The sequence below is a fragment of the Sphingobium sp. V4 genome, assembly GCF_029590555.1.
Lineage (GTDB): Bacteria > Pseudomonadota > Alphaproteobacteria > Sphingomonadales > Sphingomonadaceae > Sphingobium.
Map to the genome: position 1 here is coordinate 354,401 of NZ_CP081001.1, position 22,153 is coordinate 376,553.

The following is a 22,153-nucleotide window of genomic DNA, read 5'->3' on the forward strand; positions in this document are numbered from 1 at the left end:
CGATACGGTATGTTGCTGGCGGCGATGGCGGGATCGGTGGGCGCGGCGCCCGCCCTCCAGCCCCAGCCGCTGCTTATGGGGCTGGAGGGCCTGCGTTCGGGCAAGGGGCAGATATTGGTGTGCGTCACCCGGTCGCCCGCTCATTTCCCCGATTGCAGCCATGACCCCGACAAGCGGCATTTCGCCGTGCCGGCGTCCGCCGCGCCGGTGGGACTGGGGCAACTGGCGCCCGGCATTTATGCCATCGCGATCATCCATGACGAGAATGGCAACGGCAAGCTGGACACCTTCGCCGGCATTCCGCGCGAGGGGGTGGGCTTCTCGCGCAATCCAGCGATCCGCTTCGGCGCGCCCAGTTTTCGGTCGGCCAGCTTTTCGGTCGGAGGCGGCGAAGTCGAGCAGGACATAAGGCTCAAATATTTCCTCTGACGCGGGGGCGCCGCCTTTCTCCCCTTCCTGTCTTGTGCCCGAGGGGTGACGCCCCACATAAGGCGCTGTATGACGGCGGCGAGTTGGACCGCATTGCAGGAGACGAGAAGCGTGGCGACCCTGGGACTGAGCGACACCGAAAAGGCGGCCGTGGAGGCATTTCGCCGCGACGTGGTGGAGCCTTCGCGCACCAGCCTGGTGATCGTCGATTTCTGGGCTGAATGGTGCGGCCCCTGCAAGCAGTTGACCCCGGTGATCGAGAAGGTGTGCGCCGAATATGCATCCAAGGGCGTGAAGCTGGTCAAGGTCAATGTCGACGAAAATGGCTTCATCGCCAGCCAGTTCCGCGTCCAGTCGATCCCCACCGTTTATGCGGTGTTTCAGGGCCAGCCGGTCGCGGACCTGAGCCAGGCGCGCACCGAAGGGCAGCTCAAGCAATATCTCGACCAGATACTGGGCCAGTTGCCGATCGAATCCGACGAGAAGGCGCTGGCCGCCGAAGTCGCGCCACTGATCGCCATGGGCGAGGAATTGCTGGCGGGCGGCGAGCCTGACCGCGCGCTGTCGGTTTTCGCCCAGATCGCCGAGATGGCACCCGACAATGTCGAGGTGGCGTCGGGCCAGGCGCGGGCGCTGGTTGCGCTGGGCCAGCTGGACGAGGCCGAGGCGGTGCTGGCGGCGTTGCCCGAGGATGCGGCCAAGCATGTCGCGATCGACCAGGCGCGGGCCGCCATCGCACTGGCGCGCGACGTCAGGCCGGTGTCCGACCTGTCGGGCGTCGCGGCGAAGGTCGCGGCCGATCCCGACGATCATGAAGCGCGGTTCGAACTGGCCGGCGGGCTGATGGCCAATGGCGACCGCGATGGCGCGGCCGACGCGCTGCTGGAGATCGTGCGGCGCGACCGGGCTTGGAATGACGGCGCGGCGCGGGCGCAATTGCTCAAGATTTTCGAGGCGGTGGGGCTGGAAGATCCCTGGGTAGCGGGGCAGCGGCGCAAATTGTCGCAGATTCTCTTTTCCTGAGATGCCGATCGCGCGCGTCTCGATCTTTCCTCTGTCAGGCGCGTTGCTGCTGCCGGGGATGGAATTGCCGCTGCATATCTTCGAGCCGCGGTATCGCGCGCTGATCCATGACGCCATGGCGCGCGACCGGCGGATCGGCATGATCCAGCCGCGCGGGGATGGGAGTGTGAAGGAGGCCCACGCCGCGGCGCAGCCCCCGCTGTTCGATGTCGGTTGCCTGGGCCATGTCAGCCAGATCGAGGCGCTGGAGGATGGGCGGTTCAATATCATTCTGACCGGCCTGGCGCGGTTTCGCGTGGTGCGCGAATTGCCGGTGGCGACCCAGTTCCGGCAGGTCGAGGCCGATATCGAGCAGGCGCCGCAGGAGGATGAGATATTGTCTGCCGTCGAGCGTGCGGCGCTGGAGCAGGAATCGCGGCGCTTCGCCGACCTGCTGGGCTATGTGGTCGACTGGACGGCGGTGTCGCGGCTGGACGATGCGGCGCTGGTGAACGGCATCGCCCAGATCGCACCCTTCGATCCCGCGGCCAAGCAGACCTTGCTGGAAGCGGACACGCTGTCCGAACGGTCGGAGCGGATCATCCAGCTGATGCAGATTGTCGGCCGGATCGAGCGCGATGGCGGGGCGACGATGCAATGAGCGCGGCGAAGATCGGGACGGGCCCGATCGATCCCTGGCTGATGGAGAAGCTGGTCTGCCCGGTGACGCGCACACCGCTGCGCTGGGACGCGGCGAGCGGGGCACTGGTGTCCGACGCGGCGGGCCTGGCCTTCCCGGTGCGGGACGGCGTGCCGGTGCTGGTGGTGCGCGAGGCCGTTGCCATCGCGTGAGGCGGCGAGCGTCGCATGAGCCGGGCGCGCCATCCGATCACTTGAACGCGGCGATGCATTCCACTTCGAGCGGGGCGCCCAGCGCCAGGCCGTCTGCGCCGAAGGCGCTGCGGGCGGGGAGCCGCTTGCCTTCGAAATAGGGGAGATAGGCGGCGTTGAAGCGGGGCCAGTCGGCCATGTCGTCGAGCATCACCGTGCATTTGACGACGTGGCCGAAGTCGAGGCCATTGTCCTTCAATATTCTGCCGATCGAATCCATCGCGCCCTTCACGGCGGCGTCGAAGCCTTCCAGGTGCTTGTCCATGCCGGCTGGCACCTGGCCGATCTGGCCGGACAGGAACAGGATGTCGCCCACGCGCACCGACGGCGAGAAGGGGAGTTTGGCCGGCATGGACTGGGGCTGGGGCTCGGGGGCGGGCTGGGCCAGGCCGGGAGTGGCGCCGAGCAGCAGGGCGGCGGCGAGCAGGCGTTTCATGCTTTTTCTCTCCATGGCAAAGGGCCGGTCCGTCGCCGGACCGGCCCTTCCTTCGTGACGTCAGGTTAGAACTTGATCGTCGCCCTGGCGTAATAATAGCCGCCGTTCGTGCCGTAGGGGCCGAACGTATAGGGGGCGTTGATGGTGCCGCCATTGTTGATGTAGGGCGAATTGCCCGTGGTCGGCCAGGTCGCCGGGTCGTAGTTGCCCACCAGCGGCGCGATTTCCGGCTTCTTGTCGAACAGGTTGTTCGCACCGATCGCGATGTTGGCGAATTCGGTGATGTCATAATCCAGTTCGAGATCGAAGATCGCCGCCGGCTTCACTTCGGCATTATAATAACGCTGTCCGTTCGCCAGCAGGATCGGCGCGGGCAGGGCCGCAATGCCCCGCGAAACGTTGCCGTTGGACGACGTGCTGTTCGGCTGCACGTAGGAATTCACTTTGGTATAATAGTTCATGCGCAGATTGGCGCCAAACCGGCCGCTGGTGAACAGAGCGCTGGCCGTGCCCTTGAACTTGGGGCTGGCCGCTTCGATGGTCTGTTCGGCGGTGGGGCTGAACAGGGTGCCGAGCTTGTTCTTCGTGACCTTGGTCACATTATAGTTGGCGCCCAGCGACAGGTCGAGTTTGCCGAAGTCCAGATTGACCGGATAGCGCGCTGCGATTTCCAGGCCCTTTGTCGAGGTGTCGATACCGTTGGTGAAGGTCTGGATCGCGAGCGAACCGTTGCTAATGACGGTGGGGTCGAGTTGCTTGCCGCTCGCGGCGATCGCGGCCTGGACCAGGTCATAGGGCGTCAGGCCGTTGATCAGCGGTGTCAGGATGCGGGTCGGTGCGGTAGTCAGGCCGTTAAATTGCTGGCCTGTGATCGAACCCGAGGACACGATGCGGTCCTTGATTTTGATGTAATAGCCGTCCAGCGTGATCGCCAAACGCGGGATCGGGCGCAACACGATGCCGGCGGACAGGTTGACCGACTTTTCCGGCTTCAGCGCGCCGAAGCCCGCGCTTGCCGAACCGGGCGAACTGGGCGCGAGTTGCAGCGTGGCCGAGGTTGGGCCGACATTGGTCGACGAATAGCCCGATTCCTGAAGCGACGGGGCGCGGAAGCCGGTGCTGGCGGTGCCGCGCAGCGCGAAAGCGTCCGAGAAGTCGTAACGGGTCGTGATCTTGCCGATCTGGGTGTCGCCGAAATCGCTGTAATGTTCGTAGCGGCCGGCGACGTCGACCAGCCATTCGGGCGTCGGATTGAAGGAGACGTCCGCATAGATCGCCTTGGCGGTGCGGCGCAGCGTGCCGGCGTCGCTGGCGGCGTAGCCGGGGAAGGACTGGCCGCCTTCGATATAGAGCGACAGTGGATCGCCTTGGCCGATGGTGTAGCTCTCCCGGCGATATTCCGCGCCGAACGCAAGGTTTAGTGGCTTGTCGAGGCCGATATCGAATTCCTTGCGGATATCGGCCGTGCCGACATATTGGCGGAATTCGAACTTGCCGTCGTAGAAGTCGCTGGGCGACTGGCCGGTGTTGACGAACAGCGATGCGTTGACCGAGTGGGTCGTATAGACCTTGGCGACGTCTTCCGAATAGCTGGCGGCCAGATCCCAATTCCAGCCGTCGCCCAGATCGCCCCGCAGGCCATTGGTGATCTGGAATTCATTCTGCTTCACTTCGATGTGCGGGACTAGACCGGTCTGTGCGGAGGTGCCGAAGCACTGAGTCGGATCGGTGGTCGTCGCCACCCATACGCCCGCCGAATTCTGGGCGCGGCACAGGCGGGTGGGATGGCGATAGCCCTGGAGCGCGTCGCCATGACGATAGGACACGTCACCGAAGGAGTAGAGTTCGACGCCGCCGAAATCATAGCCGAAATTGTAGAAACCCAGCGTCAGCTTCGACGCCGGCTGGCCGCCATTGACGTTGGCGGTGCAATCGTCCGCATTGCAGGCATCGAGTAGCGGCTTGAAGGCGGGAGAGACATTGGTGACGGTAGTGCCGTTATAGTTCATGACTGAAATCTGGCCGTCGCCGATCGTGGTCCAGTCGCTGCGGCGGTGGAACAGCGAGACGTCGAGATAGCCGTCCTCGCCGATCTTCATGCCGAAATTGCCGCTGGCGCTGTAGGTCGTGCCTTCGCCATCATAATATTGGCCGGCGTTCAGCTTGATGGTGCCGCCCTCCTTGTCATCCTTCAGGATGATGTTGATGACACCGGCGATCGCGTCCGAACCATATTGCGCCGCCGCGCCGTCCTGCAACACTTCGATGCGGCTGACGATGTCCGGCGGGATAAGGTCGATGCTCGGTGCGGCCGAACCGCCGAAGGCGCCGTTGATGACCTGCAGAATGGAGTTGCCATGGCGGCGCTTGCCGTTGACCAGGACCAGCGTGTGGTTGGGCGACAGACCGCGCAGGCGGGCCGACAGCGAAAAGCTCGCCATGTCGGTGCCCTGGGTCTGCGCCTGGAAGGACGGCACGAGTTGGGTCAACGCCTGATTGAGGTTCGGCTGGCCCACGCGGGTCAGCGCTTCTTCGCCCAGCACCTGGATCGGCGCGGCGCTTTCGGCTGCCTGCATGCCCACCGCGCGGGTGCCGGTGACGATGATCGCGGCGCCGTCGTCAGCCTGCGGCTCCTGCGGCGCTTCCTGCGCCATCGCGCAGGCCGACCAGGACGATGCCATAATGAGAGAAAGTTTCAACGCGGACAGTCTTGTCATTCATGCCCCCTGTTTTGCATTATCGATGACAAGGGGATGAACGAGCATTGCCGGTGAAACCGCTATTGCACTGCACAAATTTTACCCGAAAGCGGATTGTTTCCCGACTATTTCTGGCACTTGATCCGCAAGCATGTCGCATCGACTATCGCTCGGCAATTGATAACTGCACGACGATGCCAGTGCATTTTGCAGTCAACTGGCATGGCGGGTTTTTTCGGTTCGTTCGTTTATGCGCCAGTGGTCAGGAAGCTGTCGCTGCATCGATCAGCGCCTTCGCCTCCGGCCCTTCCCAATCCATCGCGCCGATCACCCGCACCATTTCCTTGCCCTGCGCGTCATAAATGACCGTGGTGGGGAGCTGGCCGGTGGCGTAATGGAAGCCGAACCGGTTTTCCGGGTCCGCATAGCCCCTGAGATGGGGCAGCTTGTGCTTCTGGAAGAAGGGCGTCACCGCCTTCATTCCCTGCATGTCCTGCGAGAGAGTGAGGACGGCCAGCCCCCTGGCGCCCTGGGCCGCCGCGATCCGGTCCAGTGTGGGCATTTCCGCGATGCACGGCGCACACCAGGTGGCCCAGAGATTGACGAGCAGCGGGCGGCCGGCGAAGTCCTGCAACGTCCTTTCCCCGCCATCGGGATCGAGGAAGGCGAAATCGGGCGCGGGGGTGCCCGCCTTGCTGCGGTCCAGCCTGTAGCTGAAAGCATTGCCCTTCGCGCCCGCGTCCCTGACTTCGCCGGAGGCGGCGGGAACCTCACCGCTGATGCCTGCATTGGCTTGCTCCGGGGACCGGGATTGCCTATCGCAGGCCGCCAGGGCGGCAGGCAGGAGCAGTATCATTAGCGCGCGGAACGACGATATCACGGAAGCAGGCTCCAACAGCATGTGGGGCGGCCGGTTCGCAGCCGGCCCGGCATCGATCATGCGTGAGATAAATGCCTCCATCCCCTTCGACAAGCGATTGTGGAAACAGGATATCGCCGGGTCCAAGGCGCATGTCGCGATGCTGGCCGCGCAGGGGATCGTCGATGGCGAGGATGCGCAGGCGATCACCGAGGGACTGAGCCGCATCGCCGCCGAATATGAAGCGAACGGCGTGCCGGTGAACCTGGACCTGGAAGATATCCACATGGTCACGGAGTCGCGGCTGGCCGAGTTGATCGGCCCCGCGGCCGGCCGCCTGCACACCGCGCGCAGCCGCAACGACCAGGTGGCGACCGATTTCCGCCTGTGGGTGCGCGACGCGATCGATGAAGTGGAGGCCGGGCTGCTGGGTCTCCAGCGGGCGCTGGTGGCACGGGCGGAGGAGCATGTCGATGCGGTGATGCCCGGCTTTACCCATCTGCAATCCGCGCAGCCGGTAACGCTGGGCCATCATCTGATGGCCTATTATGAAATGGTGCGGCGCGACCGCAGCCGCTTCGCCGATGCGCGCGCGCGGCTGAACGAATGTCCGCTGGGCGCGGCGGCGCTGGCCGGGACCGGATTCCCGACCGATCGCCACATGACGGCGGCGGCGCTGGGCTTTGCCAAGCCGACCGACAACAGCCTGGACAGCGTCAGCGACCGCGACTTCGCGCTCGACTATCTGATGGCGGCGACCCAGGCCTCGCTGCACCTGTCGCGGCTGGCCGAGGAGTTCATCATCTGGGCGAGCCAGCCCTTCGGCTTCGTGAAATTGCCCGACGCCTATTCGACCGGCAGTTCGATCATGCCGCAGAAGCGCAACCCCGACGCGGCCGAACTGGTGCGGGGCCATGCCGGGCGGATCATGGGATGCATGAATGCGCTGTGCGTCACCATGAAGGGGCTGCCGCTGGCCTATTCCAAGGACATGCAGGACGACAAGCCGCCGGTTTTCGAGGCGCACGACCTGCTGGGCCTGTCGATCGCGGCGATGACCGGGATGATCGAGACGGTGACGTTCCGCACCGACCGGATGCGGGGCCTGGCCGAAAGCGGCTTTGCGACCGCGACGGACCTGGCCGACTGGCTGGTGCGCGAAGGGGGCATTCCGTTCCGCGAGGCGCATCATATCACCGGCCGCGCGGTGGCTGCGGCGGAGGCAACGGGCGTGCCGCTGGACCGGCTGCCGCTCGAGACGCTGAAGGACATTGACGCGCGGATCGACGAGCGGGTCTATGCCGTGCTGACGGTCGACGCATCGGTCGCCAGCCGGCAGAGCCATGGCGGCACCGCGCCGAGCCAGGTACGGGCGCGTGTCGCGCAGGCCAAGGAGGAACTGGGGTCATGAGGACGCGCACGCTCGCGGGGCTTGGCATGGTTGCGCTGGCGCTGACGGCGTGCGGCGGACGCCAGCCCTTGAAGCCGGTCCAGGGCCAGAGCCTGCCCGCCGTGCCGACGGGCGCTGCAACCGCGCCGACCAGCACGGAACTGCTGACGCCCTCCATCCAGGCGCGGCCCGAACGCAATGTGGAATTGCTGACGCAGTCCCGGCAGAGGGGCGACGATCCGTTCGACCTGCCGCCCGAAGCGCGGCCCCAGTAAGTTACAGGAACAGACCTTGGATCATTTCACCTATGTCGATGGCGCCATGCAGGTGGAGCAGGTGCCGATGGACGCGATCGCGCAGGCGGTCGGTACGCCCGTCTATATCTATTCGACCGCGACGCTGGAGCGCCATGTCGGCGTATTCCGCGCGGGCCTGTCGCAGCTTGCGGACCCGCTGATCGCTTTTGCGGTCAAGTCCAATCCCAACGCCGCCGTGCTGGCAACGCTGGCCAGGCTGGGCCTCGGCGCGGACGTGGTGTCGGGCGGCGAATTGCTGCGCGCGGTGGCGGCGGGCATTCCCGCGAACCGCATCGTCTTTTCCGGCGTCGGCAAGACCGCCGAGGAAATGCGGATCGCGCTGGAACAGGGCATCTACCAGTTCAACCTGGAGAGCGAGCCGGAAGCGGAAATGCTGTCGGACATCGCCATGTCGATGGGAAGGAAGGCGCCCGTCGCCTATCGCATCAACCCCGATGTGGATGCGGGCACCCATGCCAAGATTTCCACGGGCAAGTCGGAAAACAAGTTCGGCATTCCCTATGACCGGGCGATCGAGAGCTATGCAGCCGCGCGCGATCTGCCCGGGCTCGACGTGCAGGGCGTCGCCGTCCATATCGGCAGCCAGCTGACCGACCTTGCGCCGCTGGAGGCGGCCTTCGTCAAGGTCGGGGCGCTGATCGAGGCGCTGCGGGCGGAGGGGCATGACATCCGCACCGCCGACCTCGGCGGAGGCCTCGGCGTCCCCTATGATCCCTCGCAGCCCTTGCCGCCCAGCCCGGCGGACTATGGCGCGATGGTGTGTCGCGTGACGCAGGGCTGGCCGGTGCGGCTGATGTTCGAGCCGGGCCGGGTGATCGTGGGCAATGCGGGCGCCTTGCTCTCGCGCGTGGTGCGGGTGAAGCAGGGCGCGCAGGCACCCTTCGTGATCGTAGACGCCGCGATGAACGACCTGATGCGTCCCAGCCTCTATGACGCGTGGCATGATATCCGCGCGGTGAAGCCGGTGGGTGCGCGCGCCACCGCCAATGTGGTGGGGCCGGTGTGCGAGACGGGCGACACCTTCGCCATGCACCGCGACATGGATGTCGTGCTGGCCGGTGATCTGGTCGCCTTCATGACGGCGGGCGCCTATGGCGCGACCATGGCGGGCACCTATAACAGCCGGCCGTTGACGCCCGAAGTGCTGGTGTCCGGCGACAAATGGGCGGTGGTGCGGGCCCGGCCGCCGATCCAGGCGCTGATCGATGGCGACATCATCCCCGACTGGGTGGCCAAGGACATCGAACACTGATGCAGAGCCTGCCCGTCTTCCTGTTGCTGACGGGCAGGCCGGTCATCCTGACCGGTGAGGGCGAGGCGGCCGACGCGAAACGCCGACTGCTGGAGCGGGCAGGCGCGATCATCGTCGGCGAGGAGGATGCGGCGGCGCGAATCGCCATCGTGTCGGACGGAGACGGCGCGGTCGTGGCGCGGCTGCGCGCGCGCGGCGTGCTGGTCAATGCGACCGATCGGCCGGCTCTTTGCGACTTTACCCTGCCGGCGATCGTGGACCGTGATCCGGTGCTGATCGCGATCGGCACCGGAGGCGCGTCGGCGGGCCTGGCCAAGGCTTTGCGGCAGCGGCTGGAAGCGATGTTGCCCGCCCGGCTGGGGGCGCTCGCGGAGGCGCTTTTCGGCGCGCGGGCGGCGATCCGCGCGCGCTGGGCCGATGCGGGCGAACGGCGACGGGCGATCGATGCGGGGCTGGCGCCGGGCGGGATCATCGATCCGTTGCAGGAGGACGCGGCCGGGGCTGTGCCATCCTGGCTGGCAGGGACGGGCGACCATCGTGGGTCGCGGCTGGAGTCGATCCGGCTGCTGTCGGGCGATCCCGATGATCTGACGCTGCGCGCGGCGCGGCTGCTGGGGGAGGCGGATCGCGTCTATCATCCGGCGCATGTGCCGGCGGCGATCCTGGACCGCGCGCGGGCCGATGCTGTGCGGATCGTTGCGGATGGGCCGCCCGACGCGCCGGGCGAGGGCCTGTCGCTCTGGTTATATCCGGGCTGATTGCAGCCGCGCGATTTCGTCCTGCAAGGCCTGGATCGAGGAGACGAGACGAGCGCGGTCGGCCTGCATTTCGCGCAGCGTTTCGCGGGTTTCGCCCAGTTCCACCGCGCGGCGGGCGATGCGCGCGTCCAGTTCGGCATTGTGCCGGTTGAGCGTCCCCACCTGCTCGGCGCGCTGGCACAGATGCCGCAGGCGGGCATCGAGCAGGTCGAAGTCGAAGGGCTTGAGGATATGGTCGTCGGCGCCGGCCTTCAGCGCCTCGATCGCGGACTGGCCGTCCTCGCGACCACCGATCATGACGACGCAGGCCGATGGCGCGAGATGGGCGGCGCGCATCTTTTCCATCGTCGTCACCGCCGGCAGCAAGGTCAGGCCCATGTCGATCAGGATGATGTCCGCCGGTCGCGTTACCAGCAGGCCGAGCGCGACATGGCCGTTTTCGGCCAGCGCCACATCATAGTTGAGATGGGACAGGCGGCGCGCCACGACGGCGCGGGCCACGGGATTTTCGTCGACCAGCAGCAGGCGCAGACGGCGCATCGGCGCAGCGTCGCCGGCCGGGGGCTTCCTGTGCGGATGAATCGGGTTGCGCCTGAAAAACTGCATGGGGTCCGGTTCCTGGGTCGAGGCCGCAGCATAGGATTGGCGCGCAAAGAAATGGTTAATGGCGGGCCGGGGATTACACCGATTTAATTGGTACCGCTCGCCGGCGCGCCATAGCCTTGATCCCGTTCAATCGACACGGGGGATCACATGCCGCAGACCATGGCGCAGCTGGCCATCGAGGATATTGCAGACCTGCCCGACGGCGCGAGCCTGTTCGGACTTGCCGATGGCGATGCGCTCGACATCAGCCTGATGGATGTGGTGATCGCGATCATCGACCAGCCGTGAGGCTTGCCGATCTTACCGCTGCGGTCGCGGTGGCCGACACCGCGCCGATCGAGCACGCGGTGGCGCTGATCCAGCCGTTCCTGGAGGATATTGGCTGGTTCGAGGCGTTGCTGGATAAGGAAAGGGCGCGGATCGCGGCCGACCCGCTGCATCTGCCCCCTTTCCGGGCGAGCCGCAGCGGCGCGGCGCGGCATCTGGTTTTCGCCCGGACGGAACGCATCTGGGTGACGGCGACCGTCGTCGATCCCGCGCCGGACGCGCATGGCCGCGTGCATTTTTCGGGCCGCCACGCGCTGTGCCGTCCGTTGAACCGGGCGATGAGCGCCGATGCCTATCGTATAGAGCAGGGGCGGGCGGTGCCGACCGGCCCGCGCCTCTGTCAGCCGGGGATGGTGATCGCGGTGGATGAGCGGCGGGAGACGCTGCGCTTTCGGCCGGGGGAGGTTCCCCTGCTGCTGCTCAGGGCGCAAGTCGCGCCGACCGGGCCGGTCGTGTCCCGCCTGTTCGACGTGGCCACGGGTGCGCCGCTGGGGCAGGCGCAGGCGGACGAGGGCCATGCGCGCGCATTGATGCTGCTGTCGCTGCTGCGGATGCAGGGGCGGCGAGACGCCGCCGACCAGTTCGCGGCCGAAATGGACGCTGGGCTGCCGGCGCAGCGCTGGGCGGTGATGCGGGAATATCTGGCGCTCGACACGGGGCGCGCGCTGCCGGCGTTGCGGGCGATGGCCGCGCGGGAAGAGGACGGAGCCGTGCGGTTGCTGGCGCAGCGCACGCTGACCCAGATAGCGGGCGGGTCATGCCGCGCCTGATCGAAACCCCGGCGTCGGAGGATAGCATCGGCCTCGACGAGTTGGTGGACTGGTGCGAAAGCGCCGCGTTCGACCCGTCATGCGAGGATGGGCTGGCGGAGGCTGCGCCGATGCTGCGCGCCCTGTCGCGCAACCGCCATTTCCTGGCCGATGCGGCGATCGCCGAACTCAAGACGCGGTGCGCCGAACAGCGGCGGATCAACCCCTATTCGGCGCAGGTGATGCTGCTGCGGCCGCCGGGGGGCAAATATGTGCTGCGGGCGGTCTTCTGGCCCGCGGTCGGCGACCATGTCGTGCGGATGAGCGGGACGGCGCCTTTTCTTTATCATGTGGCGCACGACCATGGCTTCGATTTTCTGACCGTGGGCTATCTGGGGCCGGGCTATGGGTCGGACTATTATGTCTATGAGGGCGATGTCGCCGGGGCGGCGGGGGAGGCGGTGGCGCTGCGCTTCGTGGAACGCAGCTATCTGAGTGAAGGGCGGATGCTGCTCTACCGCGCCAATCGCGATATTCATGCGCAATTGCCGCCCGATTCGCTCTCCGTATCGCTCAATATCCTGGCGAGTGCGCCGGGGCAGGGCTGGCGGCGCCAATATCGGTTCGACACGGCCAGGGGCGTGATCGCCGAATGCATGACGGTGGCGAGCGCGCAGATGCTGCTGGAACTGGCGGTCGGATGCGGTAGCGACAATGCGCAGGACCTGGCGGACAGCTTTTCCAGGGCGCACCCGCAGGATGCGATGCGACTGACCGCCTGGCAGGCGATCGGCGCGACGCTGGAGGATGCAGCGCGGCTGGCGCATTGGGAACAGGGTGCGCGCAGCAGCAGCCCGCTGATCCGCCGGGCCAGCGTCGCGGCCCTCGAAATCATCCATTATGGAGATGAAATGGCTTGTTTTTCTGCTGCCGGAACGGTCGGATGACTTGTATCAGCGGACGGCGGGCCGGATGTGAGCGGACGGATGGAATGCCATGGTTTGGGCAGCGATTTCGCCCCGGTGGCGCGGGCGCTGAACGCGCGCGGGTTCGACCTGGCGATGCGCGGCGACGCCGTCCGCCCCCACCTGCGCGCCGGGGATGCGACGATATTGTGGCAGCGGGTGGATGATCCGGCCGAACGGGCGCGGGCGCTGGAAAGCGGCGCGCATGAGGTTGTCGGTCCCTGGATGCACGAGGAGGAAACGGTCGCGCGGATCATCCGCCTGGCGCGGGAGCGGCAACCGCAACTCGCGCTGGGCGACCTGCTGATCCAACTGGTCGATCGCAGTGTGACGCGGGCGGGACGGGCGGTGCCGCTGCTGGCGCGCGAATATGCTCTGCTGCTGCATCTGGCGCGTCGTCCCGGCGAGGCAGTAACGCGCGGCGAATTGCTGCGCGCGGTGTGGCGGCTGGATTTCGACCCCGGCACCAACAGCGTGGAGGTGCATATGTCGCGCCTGCGCGCCAAGCTCGACCGGGGCTTTGCCCGGCCGATGCTGCATACGGTGAGAGGGCAGGGTTATATGCTGGAGACGGCCGAAGGTGGCGGATCGTCAGGTGTGTAGGCGCGCAGGAAGATGTCGACGGCGAAGGCCGCATCCAACTCGATCTGCGCCGGGTCGGGCGCCTTGATCTGGGCCATGAGCAATTGTTGGTGGCTACCTGCCATGCAGAGCGCCATCAGCACGCGGGCCGCGTTATAGGCGTCCGCCTGCCGCAAATGACCCCGCGCCATCGCGCCTTTCAGGAAGTCCGCGAGCATGGAGCGCGTGTTGCGGGGGGCAAGTTCGAAGAATATCTGGCTGAGTTCGGGAAAGCGGCCGCCTTCGGAAATGATGAGGCGGTGGAGCGCGATGGCTTCGGCCGACGTGACCTTGGCGATCAGGCTGATACAGGCACGGTGCAGGATCGAGCCGAGTTCCCCTTCGGGATCGAGTATTTGCGAGAGCTGCGCCCGATAGGCGCCGGCCACCCGCCCGAGTACGGCCGCGAACAACGCTTCCTTCGACGGGAAATGGCTCCACAAGGTGCCCTTCGACCCGCCAAGCGCGGCGGCGATGCCCGACATGGTCGTCCCCGCATAACCATGTTCGAGAAAATAACGCTCCGCCACGGTCAGAATCATGTCCTGCCGATTGCGGCGGCGCGCTTCCCGGCGGCCGCTCGGTGGGGGCGTCTTACTCTCCGTCATAAAATCGTACCATATAGTACGCTAACCCTGTTGACAAGGCCTTGCAACAGGCGCAATGGCCATTTTCATACTATCTGGTACGGTTTGTTATGGCGGTGAGTCGCATGGCTTTTTCCTCCCGCGTGATGTGCGCGGCGACATCGGTGATGGCGTTGGCGGCCTGCGCCGCGGTTCCCGATCTTGGTCCCAAACCCGTGGTTCGCGCGCCGGAGAGCGTGGCTGCGCAGCAAAGCCTGGCTGCGTCCGATGCGGCTTGGCCCAGGGATGATTGGTGGACCGCCTATGGCGATCCGCAGCTGACCGCACTGATCGAGGAAGGGCTGCGCAATGCGCCCGACATGGCGATCGCGGCGGCGCGTTTCCGCCAGGCCCAGGCGATGGCGCAGCAGGCGGGTGCGGCGATGCTGCCGTCGGCCAATCTGGAGGCCAGCGCGGCTGCCACCAAGCAAAGCTACAATATGGGGATGCCCAAGGAGTTCGTTCCGCAGGGTTGGCTCGGCACCGGTCGGGTAGCGCTGGATCTTGGCTTCGACCTGGACCTGTGGGGCAAGAACAAGGCGTCGCTGGCGGCCGCGACATCCGAGGCGCGGGCGGCCGAGATCGACGCCCAGCAGGCGCGGCTGGCGCTGACGACGGGCATTGCCGATGCCTACGCCGATCTTGCTCGCCTTCATGACGAGGCGGAAATCCAGCAGCGCACGCTCGACATCCGCACGGCGAGCCAGAAATTGGTCGCCGACCGGCGGCAAAATGGGCTGGAAACGCGCGGCAACGTCCGCCAGGCGGACGCCACCGTGTCGTCGGCCAAGGCGCAACTGGCCGGCGCGCAGCTGGCGATCCGGGTACGGCAGCATCAGATCGCGGCGCTGATCGGCGCAGGGCCTGATCGCGGCCTGTCGATCACCCGACCGCAGCCAGGCAAGCTGGCGCCGCTCGGTCTCCCGGCCGATGTCACCACCAACCTCGTCGCGCGTCGGCCCGACATCGCGGCGGCGCTTGCCCGCACCGAGGCGGCGGCCAAGCAGATCAAGGTGGCGCGGGCCGATTTCTTTCCGGCGGTGCGGCTGAGCGCGCTGATCGGCCTCCAGTCGCTCGGCTACAACACGATCTTCGCCAATGGCGGCGCGGTCGGTTCGGCGCAGCCCTTCGCCAACAATCTGTTCGAGAAGGATTCGCTCTTCGGCAATGCCGGCCCGGCGATCAGCCTGCCGATCTTCCGGGGCGGAGCGTTGCAGGGCCAGTATCGCGGAGCGCGCGCCACCTATGACGAAGCGGTCGCTGCCTATGACAAGACGGTGCTCGCCGCCTATCAGCAGGTGGCCGATGCCGTCACGACGCGCCGGACGCTGGAGCAGCGGCTGGCCGATGCCCGGGCCGCCGTCGCCGCGTCGGAAGATGCCTATGCCGTGGCGCAGAAACGCTATCAGGGCGGCCTGTCGACCTATCTCGACGTGCTGAACGTCGAGGACCAGTTGTTGGCGGCGCGCGAGGCGCTGGCCGGGCTGGAGGCAGGTGCCTTCTCCACCGATATTGCCCTTATCCGTGCGCTGGGCGGTGGCTTCACCGTCGGCGAACCTCTCTCCAAGGACCAACCGCATGGCTGACGCCGCTCTCGACACCACCGACGCACAGCAGGAAGGGCGCCAGTCGGCGCGCAGGATATGGCTGACCCGGCTGGCGCTGGCGGTCATCGTCCTCGGCCTGATCTGGGCGGCCTGGTACCTGCTGGTCGGGCGTAACCAGGTCAGCACGGACAATGCCTATGTGAACGCCGAGATGGCGCAGGTGACGCCGCTGATTTCCGCGCAGGCGACCGAAGTGCTGGTCAGCGACACCCAGATGGTGAAGAAGGGCGACATATTGGTCAGGCTGGACCCGACCAACGCCCAGATCGCCGTGGCACAGGCACAGGCCGACCTGGCCGAAGCGCGGCGGCGTTTCCGCCAGACGGCCGCGACCAGTGATTCGCTGGCGGCGCAGGTCGATGCGCGCGGCGCGGACATCGTCCAGGCGCGTGCGCAGCTGGCCACCGCACAGGCCGATTTCGACAAGGCGCGCATCGACCTCCAGCGGCGCGAGGCGCTGGTGGGAGACGGCGCGGTGTCCGGCGACGAAGTCACCGCCGCGCGCAAGGGCTATGCCGCTGCCCGGGCCGCGCTGGATCTGGCGCGCGCGGGCGTCAAGACGGCCGAGGCGACGCGCAGCGCGGCGAGCGGCCAGCTGGAAGCCAATGACGCGCTGGTGCGCGGATCGACGATCGACACCGACCCGGCGGTGATGGCCGCCCAGGCGAAGCTGGATTCGGCGAAGCTGGACCTCGATCGGACCGTCATTCGCGCGCCGATCGACGGCGTCGTCACCAAGCGGCAGGTGCAGGTCGGCCAGCGCGTGGCGCAGGGCAACGCGATCATGTCCATCGTGCCGCTGGCCCAGCTTTATGTCGATGCGAACTTCAAGGAACGCCAGCTGCGTGGCGTGAAGGTCGGGATGCCCGCCACGCTGACGTCGGACCTCTATGGCGGCGATGTCGTCTATCATGGCAAGGTTGTCGGTTTCGCCGGCGGCACCGGATCGGCCATGTCTCTGATCCCCGCGCAGAATGCGACCGGCAACTGGATCAAGGTGGTGCAGCGCCTGCCGCTGCGCATTGCGCTCGATCCCAGGGAACTCGCCGCGCATCCGTTGCGGGTCGGTCTGTCGATGGAAGTCGAACTCGAACTTTCCGAAAAATAAGGACAGCCGGGCGATGAGCAGCGACGACGAGATTTTTTCGCGGCTTTCGCCGCGCACCCGGACGCTGGCCGGGCTGGTGCTGGCCATGAGCAACTTCATGGTGGTGCTGGACCTCACCATCGCCAATGTTTCCGTGCCGCACATCGCCGGCAACCTGGGCATCGCTCCCGACCAGGGGACGTGGATCATCACATCCTATGCGGTGGCGGAAGCGATCTGCGTGCCGCTCACCGGCTGGCTCGCCGCGCGCTTCGGCGTGGTCAGGGTCTTCACGCTGGCGATGATCGGCTTCGGATTCTTTTCGCTGATTTGCGGACTGTCGATGACGCTGGGGATGATCGTCGCGGCCCGGGTCGGCCAAGGCATTTGCGGCGGGCCGATCATGCCCATGTCGCAGACCCTGCTGATGCGTATCTTTCCTCCCGAGACGCGATCGCGGGCTATGGGCCTGTGGGCGATGACGACGCTGCTGGGACCGGCCATGGGACCGATCATCGGCGGCTATATCAGCGACAATTGGAGCTGGCACTGGATCTTCTTCATCAACCTGCCGATCGCGGTGCTGTGCGTCTTTGCCGCGCAGGCGCTTCTGCGGCCGGTGGAGACGGATACGGCGCGCGTGCCGATCGACAAGATGGGCCTGTTCCTGCTGGTCTTCTGGATCGGCTGCCTGCAGGTGATGCTGGACATCGGCCGCGACCATGACTGGTTCGCCGATACGACGATCGTCATCCTGGCGGTGCTGGCGGCGATCGGCTTTCTGGCATTCATCATCTGGGAACTGACCGAGGAGCATCCGGTCGTCGACCTGCGCGTGTTCCGCCATATCGGCTTTTCGTCCGGCGTCTTTTCGCTGGCGCTCTGTTTCGGGGCTTATTTTTCCGGTATCGTTATTATCCCGCAATGGTTGCAGACGACCCAAGGCTACACCGCCACCTGGGCGGGCATCCTGACCGCCTTCACCGCGATGGCGGCGCTGATGACGGCGCCTTTCGCCGCCCGCTTCATGGGCCGGGTCGATCCGCGGCTGATGATTTCCGGGGCGGTATTCTGGCTGGGCCTGATGACCTTGTGGCGCGCGCACTGGACCAGCGGGGTCGATTTCTGGACCATGGCCGCGCCGCAGTTCATCCAGGGCTTCGCCATGCCCTTCTTCATGATCCCGCTGACCACGTTGACGCTGGGGTCGGTGCTGCCGAGCGAGACTGCGTCTGCGGCGGGGTTGCAGAATTTCGTCCGTACCATGGCGATCGCGATCGCGACATCGCTGGTGCTGACGGGATGGGGCGATTCGCAGCGCGTGTCCCGCAACGAACTGGCGAGCGTTTTGCAGCCGGGCGACGTGCAGGCCCAACTGAGCGCGATGGGTCTGTCGACCGAGCAGATCCGGCAGACCATTTCCAACATCGTGGAGCAGGAGGCGATCGTGATCGCGGTCGACCATGTCTTCTTCATTTCCGCGCTGGTCCTGTTCGCCGCCGCCGCGATCGTCTGGCTGGCGCCGCGGCCCACCGGGACGGTCGACACGTCGGCGGCGCACTGAGGCTCAGCGCGCGGGGAGAGCGATCCGGCGCGAGATGCCGATGGCGTCGAGAAACGCGGGGTCATGGCTGACCACCATCAGCGCGCCGTCATAAGCGGCGAGCCCCTGTTCGATCGTCGCGATCGAATCGAGGTCGAGATGGTTGGTCGGTTCATCCAGCAGCAGCAGCGGCGGCAGTGTTTCCCCGCCCAGTACGCAGGCGAGCGCGGCGCGTAGCCGCTGGCCGCCGCTCAATGCCTCCACCCGTTGCAGCGCCAGCTCGGCCCGGAAGCGGAAGCGTGCGAGCGCGGCATGGACGGCGTTGCGCGTCGTGCCGGGATGGAGTCTCGCGAAATTGTCGGCGATGGTCGCGCCGGGATCGAGCAGCCCCGCATCCTGATCGAGCAGGGCGCAGGCGATCGGGCGATGCAGGACGCCCGACAGCGGCGCGATCTGGCCGGCGACGAGTTGGAGCAATGTCGATTTGCCCGCGCCATTGGGGCCGGTGATGGCAATTCGTTCCGGGCCGGTCATGGCCAAGCTGAGATGGCGGATCGGCGGATCGGCAGGATCGTGGCCGGCGGTCACATCCTCCAGCCTCAGCAGCGTGCGGTTTGTCGCGACGCAGGCGGCAGGAAGGGCAACGGTCAGCGGGGCGAGAATTTCGATCTGCGCGCGGGCGTCGGCGATCGTCCTTTCGCTCTGCGCGCGCTGCCTGTCAGCGAGGCGGGCGGCGTTCCCGCCGGACCGCTCCGCCTGGTTCTTGCGCTGGCCCAGCAGGATGCGGGGCATGTCGCCTTTCGCCGCATGGCGGGCGCCCGCGCCGTCGCGTCGTTGCTTTCGCTCGGTCGCGCGCTGGATCTTGCGGGCGAGGTCGGATGCCGAGCGCTCGGCATGGTCCAGCGCATGATGGGCCGCGGCCAGTTCGACCACCTTGCACGCGCGATAGGCCGACCAGTTGCCGCCATAGCGGGTCAGCCCCAGGCCCGTCAGTTCGACGATGGAGTCCATCCGTTCCAGCAGCGTCCGGTCATGGCTGACGATGATCGCGCCGCCGCGCCAGCGCTCGAGCAGCGCGATCAGAGCATCCCGGCCATCGGCGTCGAGATGATTGGTCGGTTCGTCCAGCAGCAGCCAGTCGGGCCGGGCGGCCATGGCCGCCGCCAGCGCGGCGCGGGTGCGCTGACCGCCCGACAGATGCGCCAGCGGCGTGGCGGGATCGTTCGCGAGGCCGACCTCCGCCAGCGCATCGGCGAGGCGCGCGGGCAGGGTCCAGTCGCATTGCTCCAGCTCTGGAATTGTCGCTGCGCCGGTCTCGGCCCGGTCGAGCAGGGCGAGGGCGGCGCGCGCATCGAACAGGTCGGCGATGGTCTGTCCGGTCTCGGGCGCTTGCGTTTGGCGGAGCATGGCGATGCTGCCGCCGACCCGGACATCGCCGGTCGCGGGGCGACGTTCGCCCGCCACCAGCGCGAGCAGGGTCGATTTGCCGACCCCGTTGCGACCGATCAGGCCGATGCGTTCGGGAGAGAAACGGAAGTCCAGCCCGGTAAGGACGGGTGTCCTGTCAGGCGCGGACCAGCCGAGGTTGGAAAGCGTGATGGCAGAGAGGGGCGCAGGCATGGACAGGGGCTTTCCTGAAGGCAGAGCGAGGGGGCTGTGCGATCAGGGCGATGTCCATGGCGACGATCCTTTCGGAAGGGTGAGGGCGTGATGTAAGCGGTCGGAACCAGGGTGGCAAGCCGGGCGTGAGCGCGGGGGCATCGGGGAAGCGCGCAGCGGCGCGGCGGACAGCCCACGGTGTTGCGATCAAGTCCGGCCTGGCCGCACCCAGCCTCGCTGCCACTCCCGTCAACTGGAGTGGAGTGTCCGCTGACTATAGCTGTAACGCGGCGGCGTCACTCTTCGCCGAACTTATCCTCGACCAGGGTGACGAGCTTGCCGAGCGCGTCGACGGCTTCGGGGCCGGTGGCCTTGATGGTGATGCTGTCGCCCATCGCCGCGCCGAGCATCATCAGGCCCATGATCGACGTGCCGGTGACGTGGTTGCCGTCCTTGCTGACGGTGATGTCGGCGGGGAGGCCGCTGGCCAGGGTGACGAACTTGGCGCTGGCGCGCGCGTGAAGGCCGCGCTTGTTGCTGATCCGGACTTCCTGGCTGATTTCGTTCATGTGGTGCTGCCCAACAGTTCCGACGCGACGCTGATATATTTCTGCCCGGCTTCGCGCGCGGCGGCAACCGCGGCGCGCACGTCCATCACCTTGCGCGCGCTTTCGAGGCGGATGAGCATGGGCAGGTTGATGCCGGCGATCACCTCGATCTCGCCGGCCTTGAGCAGCGAGATGGCGAGGTTGGACGGAGTGCCGCCGAACAGGTCGGTCAGCAGGATCACGCCGGTGCCGTCATTGACGCGGGCTACCGCCGCCGCGATGTCGGCGCGGCGCAGCTCCATGTCATCTTCCGGGCCGATGCAGATCGTCTCGATCTGCTGCTGCGGCCCCACGACATGCTCCATCGCCACGACGAATTCCGTCGCGAGCGATCCATGGGTGACGAGTACGAGTCCGATCATCTGCTTGTGCGGCCCACCTGTGTCATGATTATGCTTTCGGGCCTCCCGGACGGCGCTTCTCCAGACTGTCCTGGGGCACCGATTCAATATTGCGGTGCAAGACCGTGGGCGAAAAGCCCGCTTCTTGCAAGTGTTTCGCGACCCGCGTCGCGACGTGGACGGAGCGATGCCGCCCGCCGGTGCAGCCGAAAGCCACGGTAATATAGGTCTTTCCGCCCTCCGCGTAGCGCGGCAGCAGGGTGACGAGCAGATCCTCGATCCGGCCCAGCGCCTCTTCATAGGCCGGGTCTGCCATCACATAGGCGGCGACGTCCGGGTCCAGCCCGGTCCGGGGCCGCAGCGCATCGTCCCAATGCGGGTTGCGCAGGAAGCGCATGTCGAACATCAGGTCGGCGTTGCGCGGCACCCCGCGCGAGAAGCCGAATGAGAGGATGGTCAGCACCGGTTCCGACAGCCCCTCGCGCGAGAAGCGGTTGCGGATTTCCTGTTGCAGGGCGTTGCTGGTGAAGCTGGTGGTGTCGATGACCTGGGTGGACCAGCGGCGCAGCGGCTCGGTCAACTCCCGTTCGCGGGCGATGCCGTCGGCGGCGGGGCGGTCCAGCGCCAGCGGGTGGCGACGGCGCGTCTCGGCGAAGCGGCGCTCCAGTTCGGTGCCGGAACAGTCGAGGAACAGCGTCTCGACATCATGGCCGTGTCGTTCGCGCAGCGCCTTGATCCGCTGGACGATGGCATTGGCGTCGAACCCGCGCGTGCGCGCGTCGATGCCCAGCGCCAGCGGCCGGTCGTCGCCCGGCTCATGCCCGGCGGCCAGCGGCGTGTCGAGCAGCCGGTCGAGCAGCAGGAGGGGCAGGTTGTCGACTACTTCCCAGCCCATATCCTCCAGCGTCTTGAGCGCGGTGGTCTTGCCCGCGCCCGACAGGCCGGACAGCAGCAGGATGGTCTTGGGATGGGGGGTGTTCATAGCGGGGCGAGCGTCCGGAGCGCCAGTTCGACCTTGATGGCGGCGGAAATTTCGAACGGGGCGATCTTGACCATCGGGATCTGGACCCCGGCGATCGCGCGGAATACCGGATCGAGCGGCATACGGTCGACCTTGTCGAACAGGTCGGCGACCAGTGCCACCGGCGCGTCGGCATGGGGCATGGCGACGATGCCGAGGCCGCGCACCTCCATCTGCCCCACGATCGTGTCCGGCGCCGTAGCGATCAGCTGGCCATCGACGCGCTTCACCAGCGTATAGTCGTCGCTGACCAGAATCGCGCCGCGGTCGATCAGGCGGAGTGCAAGGTCGGATTTGCCCACGCCGCTAGGCCCGGCCAGCAGAACGGCGCGGCCGCCTATGGCCACGCTGGTCGCATGAAGCGTTTCGGATGAAAGTGCGCGCGCCATACCCCTGCCTTCTTCTACCCTGTGTTGACGG

Annotated in this window: 25 protein-coding genes; 15 read left to right on the top strand and 10 right to left on the bottom strand. The window is 66.7% G+C overall.

Features of this window, described 5'->3' with window-relative positions; genetic code table 11:
• Positions 1-9: 9 nt before the first annotated feature.
• The 4 genes from K3M67_RS01850 to K3M67_RS01865 all read left to right on the top strand — a co-directional run bounded on the left by K3M67_RS01850 (position 10) and on the right by K3M67_RS01865 (position 2,283).
• Positions 10-429 carry a DUF2141 domain-containing protein gene (locus K3M67_RS01850; RefSeq protein WP_066860315.1) on the top strand — a complete coding sequence of 140 codons (420 nt, stop codon included), beginning with the start codon at positions 10-12 and terminating at the stop codon, positions 427-429.
• A gap of 111 nt (positions 430-540) precedes the next feature.
• On the top strand, positions 541-1,452 hold the full coding sequence (locus K3M67_RS01855; protein WP_285832105.1) for a tetratricopeptide repeat protein: 912 nt from the start codon (positions 541-543) through the stop codon (positions 1,450-1,452).
• A gap of 1 nt (position 1,453) precedes the next feature.
• The gene (locus tag K3M67_RS01860; RefSeq protein ID WP_066860309.1) at positions 1,454-2,092 is read left to right on the top strand and encodes an LON peptidase substrate-binding domain-containing protein; all 639 of its coding nucleotides are present in this window, start codon (positions 1,454-1,456) and stop codon (positions 2,090-2,092) included.
• The gene (locus K3M67_RS01865) at positions 2,089-2,283 is read left to right on the top strand and encodes a Trm112 family protein (RefSeq protein ID WP_066860305.1); all 195 of its coding nucleotides are present in this window, start codon (positions 2,089-2,091) and stop codon (positions 2,281-2,283) included. Before K3M67_RS01860 ends, K3M67_RS01865 begins: the two co-directional genes overlap by 4 nt.
• 37 nt (positions 2,284-2,320) lie before the next feature.
• On the opposite strand, the gene K3M67_RS01870 is transcribed toward K3M67_RS01865, so the two are convergent.
• From K3M67_RS01870 to K3M67_RS01880, 3 genes are all read right to left on the bottom strand, one after another.
• Positions 2,321-2,758, bottom strand: coding sequence for a RidA family protein (locus tag K3M67_RS01870; protein WP_285832106.1), 438 nt, complete (start codon positions 2,756-2,758; stop codon positions 2,321-2,323).
• Positions 2,759-2,823: 65 nt separating this feature from the next.
• The gene (locus tag K3M67_RS01875) at positions 2,824-5,475 is read right to left on the bottom strand and encodes a TonB-dependent receptor plug domain-containing protein (RefSeq protein WP_285832107.1); all 2,652 of its coding nucleotides are present in this window, start codon (positions 5,473-5,475) and stop codon (positions 2,824-2,826) included.
• A 244-nt stretch (positions 5,476-5,719) separates the two neighbouring features.
• Complete coding sequence (locus K3M67_RS01880) at positions 5,720-6,313, bottom strand: TlpA family protein disulfide reductase (RefSeq protein WP_285832108.1); 594 nt, start codon at positions 6,311-6,313, stop codon at positions 5,720-5,722.
• A 43-nt stretch (positions 6,314-6,356) separates the two neighbouring features.
• Between K3M67_RS01880 and argH the strand changes: the two genes are divergently transcribed.
• The 4 genes from argH to K3M67_RS01900 are packed head-to-tail and all read left to right on the top strand — an operon-like array spanning position 6,357 to position 10,033.
• Positions 6,357-7,727 (top strand): argininosuccinate lyase, encoded by a 1,371-nt coding sequence (argH, locus tag K3M67_RS01885; RefSeq protein ID WP_066860296.1) that lies wholly within the window; start codon positions 6,357-6,359, stop codon positions 7,725-7,727.
• Entirely contained in the window at positions 7,724-7,981 is a 258-nt protein-coding gene (locus K3M67_RS01890; RefSeq protein WP_066860293.1) for a hypothetical protein, read from the top strand. The genes argH and K3M67_RS01890 overlap by 4 nt, the downstream gene beginning before the upstream one ends.
• Positions 7,982-7,997: 16 nt before the next feature.
• Positions 7,998-9,275, top strand: a complete 1,278-nt coding sequence (gene lysA, locus K3M67_RS01895; protein WP_285832109.1) for a diaminopimelate decarboxylase — start codon at positions 7,998-8,000, stop codon at positions 9,273-9,275.
• Entirely contained in the window at positions 9,275-10,033 is a 759-nt protein-coding gene (locus tag K3M67_RS01900; protein ID WP_285832110.1) for a precorrin-2 dehydrogenase/sirohydrochlorin ferrochelatase family protein, read from the top strand. The genes lysA and K3M67_RS01900 overlap by 1 nt, the downstream gene beginning before the upstream one ends.
• Here K3M67_RS01900 and K3M67_RS01905 read toward each other — a convergent pair.
• Complete coding sequence (locus tag K3M67_RS01905) at positions 10,019-10,639, bottom strand: response regulator transcription factor (protein WP_066860285.1); 621 nt, start codon at positions 10,637-10,639, stop codon at positions 10,019-10,021. The genes K3M67_RS01900 and K3M67_RS01905 overlap by 15 nt on opposite strands.
• Positions 10,640-10,786: 147 nt before the next feature.
• On the opposite strand from K3M67_RS01905, the gene K3M67_RS01910 reads away from it, so the two are divergent.
• The 4 genes from K3M67_RS01910 to K3M67_RS01925 are packed head-to-tail and all read left to right on the top strand — an operon-like array spanning position 10,787 to position 13,283.
• Positions 10,787-10,927, top strand: coding sequence for a hypothetical protein (locus K3M67_RS01910; protein ID WP_198162936.1), 141 nt, complete (start codon positions 10,787-10,789; stop codon positions 10,925-10,927).
• Entirely contained in the window at positions 10,924-11,736 is an 813-nt protein-coding gene (locus tag K3M67_RS01915) for a hypothetical protein (RefSeq protein WP_285832111.1), read from the top strand. The genes K3M67_RS01910 and K3M67_RS01915 overlap by 4 nt, the downstream gene beginning before the upstream one ends.
• A complete protein-coding gene (locus tag K3M67_RS01920) occupies positions 11,724-12,662 on the top strand; it encodes a transposase (RefSeq protein ID WP_285832112.1) in 939 nt (312 codons plus the stop codon). Before K3M67_RS01915 ends, K3M67_RS01920 begins: the two co-directional genes overlap by 13 nt.
• 27 nt (positions 12,663-12,689) lie before the next feature.
• The gene (locus K3M67_RS01925) at positions 12,690-13,283 is read left to right on the top strand and encodes a winged helix-turn-helix domain-containing protein (protein ID WP_232313793.1); all 594 of its coding nucleotides are present in this window, start codon (positions 12,690-12,692) and stop codon (positions 13,281-13,283) included.
• Here K3M67_RS01925 and K3M67_RS01930 read toward each other — a convergent pair.
• Positions 13,238-13,909, bottom strand: coding sequence for a TetR/AcrR family transcriptional regulator (locus K3M67_RS01930; protein ID WP_066860277.1), 672 nt, complete (start codon positions 13,907-13,909; stop codon positions 13,238-13,240). The genes K3M67_RS01925 and K3M67_RS01930 overlap by 46 nt on opposite strands.
• Before the next feature lie 89 nt (positions 13,910-13,998).
• On the opposite strand from K3M67_RS01930, the gene K3M67_RS01935 reads away from it, so the two are divergent.
• The 3 genes from K3M67_RS01935 to K3M67_RS01945 are packed head-to-tail and all read left to right on the top strand — an operon-like array spanning position 13,999 to position 18,185.
• The gene (locus tag K3M67_RS01935; protein WP_285832113.1) at positions 13,999-15,513 is read left to right on the top strand and encodes an efflux transporter outer membrane subunit; all 1,515 of its coding nucleotides are present in this window, start codon (positions 13,999-14,001) and stop codon (positions 15,511-15,513) included.
• Positions 15,506-16,642, top strand: a complete 1,137-nt coding sequence (locus K3M67_RS01940) for an EmrA/EmrK family multidrug efflux transporter periplasmic adaptor subunit (RefSeq protein WP_285832114.1) — start codon at positions 15,506-15,508, stop codon at positions 16,640-16,642. The genes K3M67_RS01935 and K3M67_RS01940 overlap by 8 nt, the downstream gene beginning before the upstream one ends.
• Before the next feature lie 13 nt (positions 16,643-16,655).
• Positions 16,656-18,185, top strand: coding sequence for a DHA2 family efflux MFS transporter permease subunit (locus K3M67_RS01945; RefSeq protein WP_066860268.1), 1,530 nt, complete (start codon positions 16,656-16,658; stop codon positions 18,183-18,185).
• Positions 18,186-18,188: 3 nt separating this feature from the next.
• On the opposite strand, the gene K3M67_RS01950 is transcribed toward K3M67_RS01945, so the two are convergent.
• From K3M67_RS01950 to K3M67_RS01970, 5 genes are all read right to left on the bottom strand, one after another.
• On the bottom strand, positions 18,189-19,784 hold the full coding sequence (locus tag K3M67_RS01950; protein ID WP_285832115.1) for an ABC-F family ATP-binding cassette domain-containing protein: 1,596 nt from the start codon (positions 19,782-19,784) through the stop codon (positions 18,189-18,191).
• A 275-nt stretch (positions 19,785-20,059) separates the two neighbouring features.
• On the bottom strand, positions 20,060-20,332 hold the full coding sequence (locus K3M67_RS01955) for an HPr family phosphocarrier protein (protein ID WP_066860263.1): 273 nt from the start codon (positions 20,330-20,332) through the stop codon (positions 20,060-20,062).
• The gene (locus K3M67_RS01960) at positions 20,329-20,733 is read right to left on the bottom strand and encodes a PTS sugar transporter subunit IIA (protein ID WP_066860260.1); all 405 of its coding nucleotides are present in this window, start codon (positions 20,731-20,733) and stop codon (positions 20,329-20,331) included. The genes K3M67_RS01955 and K3M67_RS01960 overlap by 4 nt, the downstream gene beginning before the upstream one ends.
• Positions 20,734-20,761: 28 nt before the next feature.
• Complete coding sequence (rapZ, locus tag K3M67_RS01965; protein ID WP_285832116.1) at positions 20,762-21,694, bottom strand: RNase adapter RapZ; 933 nt, start codon at positions 21,692-21,694, stop codon at positions 20,762-20,764.
• A complete protein-coding gene (locus K3M67_RS01970) occupies positions 21,691-22,122 on the bottom strand; it encodes an HPr kinase/phosphorylase (RefSeq protein WP_066860254.1) in 432 nt (143 codons plus the stop codon). Before K3M67_RS01970 ends, rapZ begins: the two co-directional genes overlap by 4 nt.
• Positions 22,123-22,153: the final 31 nt, after the last annotated feature.